4 protein-coding genes are annotated in these 7053 nt (G+C 67.3%); 1 reads left to right on the plus strand and 3 read right to left on the minus strand.

The features are described 5' to 3' along the window. Positions 1-161: 161 nt before the first annotated feature. Positions 162-758: a helix-turn-helix transcriptional regulator gene (locus AB0C84_RS41990; RefSeq protein WP_361077408.1), complete on the plus strand. Its 597-nt coding sequence runs from the start codon at positions 162-164 to the stop codon at positions 756-758. Between the two features lie 586 nt (positions 759-1344). Here AB0C84_RS41990 and AB0C84_RS41995 read toward each other — a convergent pair. The 3 genes from AB0C84_RS41995 to AB0C84_RS42005 form a co-directional block, all read right to left on the minus strand. Continuing rightward, a complete protein-coding gene (locus tag AB0C84_RS41995) occupies positions 1345-1758 on the minus strand; it encodes a replication/maintenance protein RepL (protein WP_361077411.1) in 414 nt (137 codons plus the stop codon). After that, on the minus strand, positions 1755-2651 hold the full coding sequence (locus AB0C84_RS42000) for a hypothetical protein (RefSeq protein ID WP_361077414.1): 897 nt from the start codon (positions 2649-2651) through the stop codon (positions 1755-1757). The genes AB0C84_RS41995 and AB0C84_RS42000 overlap by 4 nt, the downstream gene beginning before the upstream one ends. Before the next feature lie 1412 nt (positions 2652-4063). Next, the gene (locus AB0C84_RS42005; protein WP_361077417.1) at positions 4064-6232 is read right to left on the minus strand and encodes a hypothetical protein; all 2169 of its coding nucleotides are present in this window, start codon (positions 6230-6232) and stop codon (positions 4064-4066) included. Positions 6233-7053 lie beyond the last annotated feature (821 nt).

The raw sequence follows: 7053 nt of genomic DNA on the forward strand, positions 1-7053 counted from the left end.
TAAGCGACGGGCTCCCCCGAGCCGGAGCCCCAGCCCTGAACAAACGGTGGAGTCGTACGGGCGCGATGCCGATGTCGTACGGTTCCACCGTTTGTTCAGTAGGGTGGCCGTGGCACGCTGGTGCTCTGCACGCCCCGCGAGCTCGTCTTCCTGGAGGTTCGGTGTCGGAGGCCGACTACGGGTACGACTGCCTTCGCCTGCGCGCTGCCCGTGAGCACAAGGGGCTGACCGTGCCGGAGATCGCGGCCGCCGCCGACGTGTCGGAGCGGGCCGTGAGCTTCTACCTGGCCGGCACCCGCCGCCCGCGAGCGCAGGTCCTGCCGCGGCTGGCCCGATCAGTCGGCCTCGCCGAGCCCTTGGACCTGTGCGACCTGGGTGGCGGCGAGCGGATTCTCCACCTGCGCGTCCGCGTCGGCAAGAGCCGCGCCCGGATCGCCGCCGATCTCGGTTGGCACCCCGAGACCTACCGGGCTTGGGAGCTCACCGGCCGAGCCGAGGACAAGATGCGCCACACCCCGGCCTGGCGGAGCGACACCTTTCAGCCCGACGAGCCCACGGTGCCGTTCTTCCACCGGCAACTACTCCGGCCCGGCGCCCGGATCGACGGCGCCTGGCGTCCACCCGCCTACGGGCGCTTGGAGTACGGCAACCCCAGCAGCTTCTTCGTGTTCGAAGTCCCTGCCGAGCGCCTCCACCAGGCCGTCCAACGAACCCAGGCAGACCTCGCGGCGCAGCTCGAAGAACTACTACGCGACTGACGTGCCTTACACCGCACCAAGCCCCCGACCAGCGCATTCGCTCAATAGCCCCAGATAACCCGCGCCCACCGGCCACCCCGGGCAGGCTGCGCGGGCAAAAGCAGCTCGATCCGCCGCCACGCCGCATCGGTCAACTCATGCCGTCGCACCATGACACAGCATCAACCCACACCCAAAGATCGACCTCAGCCAAACACCAAGATCCACTGGACACGCCCTAGTAGGGCGTCGGCGTCCTGGGCGGCGCCTGTCACGATGGCGACGACGTCCAGGTCGGCTGAGCCGCATCGCCGCCCGCCCGTGACTGCGCGTCGGCCAGGCCGTGGCTGGCCAGAGTCAGCAGCGCCCTGTGGGCGGTCAGCGGGGGAGTAGCGCCGCGGCGGCGAGCTCCTGTCACTCAGAGGGGTGTCGCTCAGCATTTCGTACACGAGGGCGGTCGGGTGCCCGAATGGCTCGGAAACAGGGTGAATCACCCCGATGCGTCGGGTATCTCACGCCCTGAGCGTCAGTCCCTTGCCCACGAGGGCACAGGGGGCGTCGCGCACTGTCGAACGGCGGCCGCCGGCAGAGGGGTTTGGTGGCGCGCTCAGTCGGTGACCATCCGGAGTTTAGGACGAGTGGCTGAGGGAGTGCCGAGTTGCGTTGCGCGATACTCGATCGCGCTCGGAACAAGCGGAACGACGCTGTCCGGTGCAAAGAGAACGGGGGCGAGCTGATAGCGGCCCTGCGCGACGCGCGTCACGAGCTTTTTGTCTCCGAGGATCTTCAGAGCGCCGTTGACCGCCTGGCGGCCGACACCGATCTCCGCAGCGAGCTCCTGCTGAGTGGCTTTCACGATTCCGGTTCGGGAGTTGTGGCGGCCAAGGAGGAAGAGCAGCACATTGAGGGCGGTTTCATTCAGACCGCACTGTGCCAACCTGATCAGCTGATCACGGTCGAGCTGTACTGGGCCTTGCTCGTCAAGGTCCGATGCGAACACGCGGGTGTCGGCTTGGCTCATGGTGATCGCTGTCCTTCCCGGGGGGTCCCAGAGGGCATGGTCCTGGCGGACCGCTCTCTGATGCGACGCAGACAGGACTTCACCGTGTCACGAGGCATCGCCGCAGCCTGGTCGTGCCTTTGCAGGATTCGCATGACCGAGCTGGGCGTGACATTGCCAGCATAGGTCGTGTAGATGGCCTCGACCTTGTCCTGCGCGGTGGCGGCTCGGGCCAGGCGCTCGGCTACCAGCGCTTCGAGGGCCTGTGCCCGCACTTCGGGTTCGGTGCCGCTGTCGTCGTCGGTGCGTGGTGCCGGCACGGCGGCCAACGTTCGGTGTGAGGGCCGGTCGATCAACGTCAGCTGATGGCTGGCCAACGGCAACCCTCGCGTCGGGGTGCCGGCCTTCCGCTCGGCGAGCCATTCGTAGGGGTGGCCCGGCGCGGGGATGTAGCACACGAGACCGCCGGTGGCGGCCAGCCACTCGTCCTTGGCCTGGTCGATGAGGCTGGAGTTGCCCTTGAAGAACAGCCACGGCGACAGTTGGTATCGGCCGCCGCGGCCGACGCGACGGATCCACAGGATCGCCTGCCAATAAGACATGGCGTCGCCGACGTGACCTGAGGCGATCTTGAACTCGCTGATGATGTCGCGCTGTGAGGCCTGGACGTAGCCGGGAACCGGCTTGGTCACTTGCAGGCTGACGAAGGCGTTGAGCACCTGGATCCAGGTGCCGGGCATCCGGACGCGGGCCTGAGTGTCGGAGACTAGCGTCGCCGACAGAACGTACCCGCGGACCTCGGGGGGAGCCTCGGCGAATCCGTAGCCGCGCTTCTTACGTGGGGTGGCACGCATCAGGCCGGATGGACCGCGGCTGATGACGAGTTCTTCCTCGTCTCTGGCCTCTGCGTGCATCTCACCTCCCGCGTGACTCGATGATCGACCGACGCTGCTTCGCAACGTATCGGGTGCAGGAATGTCGTGCAAGGACGACACTACTGCCCCCCGATTCGGTGGCGTCGATGTCGTCGTGGGGCGACATTTCTGCACCCTCTGCCTGGTCGATGGGCGCGCCGGGTGCACTCTCTTACCGGGTGCACCCGGAGAGTGCACCCGGTAAGAGAGTGCACCCGACTCACGCCATGGAGGGCTTGGGTCTCCCGCACCAGCCGTCCAGCGTTCAGGTCCGGCCAGCCTGGATGATGGCTCACTCGCGACCGCGATGCAGGCGACCTGGCCTCGCGGGCAGAGATCGCCCCAGCCCCAATCGGCGTTCGCAGGCCGGTCCACGGCTCTGGATGCCCTCCTTGGGGGCTCTCCAGAGCTCGCCTCGCAATCCAGCCGGGCTACCGGCCTACGAACGCGCCAGCCCCTGACCACCTGGTGGCTGTTGGTGCCGAGGCGCTGGCTGGTTCGGCAGACGAGGGGTCTGGGTACGAGCCGGGTGCAATGCCCCTATGAGCGGGGGCACAGCATGCACCCATCGCCACTAGAAACCGGGGGCATCGCACCTCCCCTGAACTGGGAAAACACCGAAACGCTCTTAACACCAGTGCCGGCGGGGGTGCACAACCACCTTGACCTGGAACTGTTTTCGCAGGTCGTGCACCTTTTACGCACCAGCCTGGGAGCGGTTTTGTACCGTATGTCTCCGGTTCAACGTCGGGGCGGGGGCTGAACCCACAGCCCTCGGATGTCGCCTTCCCCCGTCAGTTTTGCCCCCTGGTCGGGGGGCACGTCAGTGCGTACCTTCATATCTCCCCCCTTCCCTTCAGGTGCGACACGCCGATGCACCGGCCATCTGCCCGCGACTGGCCGGGCCTCTAATCGCTCGCCCAAAGGAGTTCCCCCGCCATCCGCCAACACCAGCCACCGAATTTCGAGGGCAAGGGGGACCCGGACCGCAGGGCGCTCTGCGCCCGAGGACCGGAAGCCCCCGCGGCAGCACCTGCCTGTACACCAGCGATCACCGACCTGTACTGAACAAGAGCAGGCCACGACCGAGCCACGGAGTGAATGCCGTCCTCGGTAGGGAGGGAGATGGGTGCTGCCTCACACCTGAGCTCATCGCGGACCTACAGACAGCGGTGCTGACGAGCTAGCACTGGTCGAGCCCTGACCGGGTGCGACCGGAGCCGCTCGCGCCGGCCGTGAACCCACTGAGAGCTGATCCTTGCCGTACTCCGCGCACGAGGCCCATGATCCGGCCTCCCGCGTCGGCTATCTTGCCCGGGGCTCTGATGGTGCGTGCCGGTTACTCGGAGCCCCCTGCCTCAAGGCAGCCGACGAGAAGGGCTGATGGGTCCCCTGGCGCTGGCGGAGGAAGCTTATGCGTCGGGAGGCGGCCGGCCTGTCGCCGTCCTGGGTCCCCTTTTGTCTGGACGAGAGAAAATTGGCGACATGCCGGCTCCGGGCGGCGCTAGTTGTTGTTGGAGATCTCTGAGGACGTCTCGGTATTCGATCTCCTGGGCCGGCGTCCGGTAGTCGGCCTCGATGAGGCGGTTCTCCTCGCTGATGATGGCTGTGATATCGGGAGGGATATCGGCCAAGTGATGCAGTTCTGGGAGTTGGTCACAGGCGGGGACGCCACCCACTAGTTCGGCGGGATCGAAGTCAGGCGGCCGGAAGGCATCCCATTCGGTGATCGGGCGCGTTCGTGGCGGCGGAACCAACCAGGAGGGCGCACGCCGCCGTGGTCGTAGGCGTCGAACGTTGCAGGTGCGGCTTTGGGGATGCCCAGTCAGGGCCAGCTCAGGAACGTCGGCAATGATGCCCAGGTAGGTGTGCCAGGCCTCGCGGTCGATTCGGTGTCCCTGCAGCTGAGCGTCGGCGTCCTGGGCGGCGCCAGTGACGATGGCGATGACGTCCAGGTCGGCCTGGCCGCGTCGCCATCGGCCGGTGTCCGCACGTTCGGCCAGGCCATGGCGGGCCAGGATCTGGAGCGCCCTATGGGTGGTCGAGCGGGGCAGTAGCGCCCCGGCGCCGAGCTCGTACGGTGGCAAGAACTCGCTGCCCAGCGCCTCGTAGACAAACGCGGCCGGGTGCCCGAGCACCCGAAATGCCGGATGGATCGCCTCGATGCGTCCGCTGCGCCACCGTCGCCACGCCGCTTCGGCCGCGACGGCGTCCGGTATGACGAGCTGGTAGACGTCGGCTCGGACGCCGTAGGCGTCGACGACCTTGTCAAGCAGGGCGTAGGGGCCCTCTCTCAGCACGCGCAGCGCGCGGCAGACGGTGGTGTGATCGACGCCGGCGGCGTAGGCGAGTTGTCTCGTGCCGAACTCCACGATGGTCGAGCCGCTCATCTGTGCGGCCGCGCCGATCGCTCTGAGGATCGCCCGGTAGGACAGAGCCCGGCGCCCCCATTCCAGCTCCAGCAACCGCTCCACGATCAGCAGGGCGTTCTGCCAGCGCCGGATCTGCTGGTACTGCTGTGGCTGCCAGGAAGCTTGAGGTACGACTTCGAAGTTCCACCAACCACGCTCCTTTACAACATAAAGGAGCGTGGTTGTGTCCCCTCTTCCCACCTCATCGATCTCAAAAGAACTCTGCGAGCCGCAGCCGTCCGCACCCTGGTCCAGGTGGGGGCGCCCGGGCGTGAGGTCTATCGCACTGGTGTTGCATCTGGAGACAGGAATCCCCAGTGGAGAGGGGCGCTCTGGTTTCGCAGGTGGCGCGTCTGGATCCGGTGCCGTGAACTCGATCGCCTTCTGCCATTCGGCCTCCAGGAGGGCGCCGTCGCGCCACCAGCCGGCGATGGCGGCCCAGGGCATGGAGGGCTGGAGCTGCTCGCGGACCTGGTGCAGTCGCCATCCGCGCGCGGCCGCGCTGGTAAGGATGGCTTGCCGGGCTTCGGAGGAGCTGGGGTAGCGGGAGCCGTAGCGGCCTGTGCGGGCGATCTCGGCGTAGGTGGGAGGCAGAGGCGTGCGGCCGCCGTGACGAGGCCAGTACGGGCGGGCCTGAGTGTCGAGCGGAGCGTCGGGGGCTTGCGCGTGGCGCGCCTCGTAGGTACGGCCGCCGGTGAGTGCGTCGAACTCGGCCGCGAGCTCAACGTGCAACGCTTCCCATACGTCCGCGCCGCATGGCCGGGCGCAGATGGATTCGGCATCCTCCACGCTGCAGGCCAGGCGCATGTAGCCGGTCATCTGGCCACCGATGCTCTTGTGCGGCGAACCGGGCCCGCGGATCTGCCCGTCGGTGTGCTCCATCGGCGAGGTGTCGATCACGGAGAACCGCCTGGCCAGTGCCTTGGTCAGGAGCCGAACCTCTATGAACGGCCTCGGTGCCGCCCAGAACACATAGACGTGCCGGCCGCCGCTCGGGCTCTCCACGGTCAAGGAGCGGCCCCCGCACTCGGCGATCAGCTCGGCTATGCGGGCAGCCACCGCCGCGACCGCTCCGGGCCGGTCGCCGGCAGCTTCCGGGGGCACCCGGTAGGTGTCCAGGTCCAGCACCGTGATCGTCGTGGTGCCGGTCTCCCTGTCACCGGTCGGCACGGTAGTCGGCCGAGTGGGCAGCTCGGGTCGGAGCTCGACCTCGTATCGGTATCCCGAGGGGGACTGGCGGGGGAAGGACCTGCCGCCGTCGCGAGAGCCACGCATGACCGGCCGCTGAGCGATGTGGGGCACGGTGATGCGCGCCCATGCCTCTGCAGCGACTTCGGCTGCAGCCGAGATACCGCCTTCGACATTATGTGTCGAAGACGCTGCGCAGGGTATTTGACCTGCAGAAACCAACGAATCAGGGACGGCCATCCCGCTCCTTGATTCAGGGCGTGCTAGGCCGTCCCGACGACCACGTGCTATCGTCAGGCTCCAAGCGTGTTGTGGTGCAGGCGTGCACCACCTTCGCGTCTCGCAACGTTCGTCAGAGGATTGCCCGTCATCCGGCGATCGGTGTGAGACACGAGTTCAATTGGCTGGGAGGGCGCCCCGAGGGGCGCCTTTCTCATGTCATGGGGCGTCCAGAGGCGCCTCCAGATGCTGGGCGGCGTGCAGCCTGCTGAGACCCTCTTGGTCAGCAGGAAGAAGGTGAAGCAGCGTGGCAAGTGATCCGGAGCGCACCAGCCCGGAATGGGGGCGTGCGGCCTCTACGGGCGTGTCTACTGCTGCTGGGTCCGGCTTAGCGGGTACCCTCAAAGCAGCCTCCTCGGTTGAGTGCGACCGATGGGGCGGGACCGGTTAGAGCTGACTCGCCAGAAAGCTCGTCGGTCCCAAGCAAGAGCGGCGGCGGCGCGTCGCTGGCCATCGGGCTTCCAGTCCGATGACCGGCGCCCCGCCGTCGCTTCTTTTATGGCCTCTTACTTCCCGTCTGGCGG

The organism is Actinomadura sp. NPDC048955 (genome assembly GCF_040649435.1).
Classification (GTDB): domain Bacteria; phylum Actinomycetota; class Actinomycetes; order Streptosporangiales; family Streptosporangiaceae; genus Spirillospora; species Spirillospora luteofluorescens.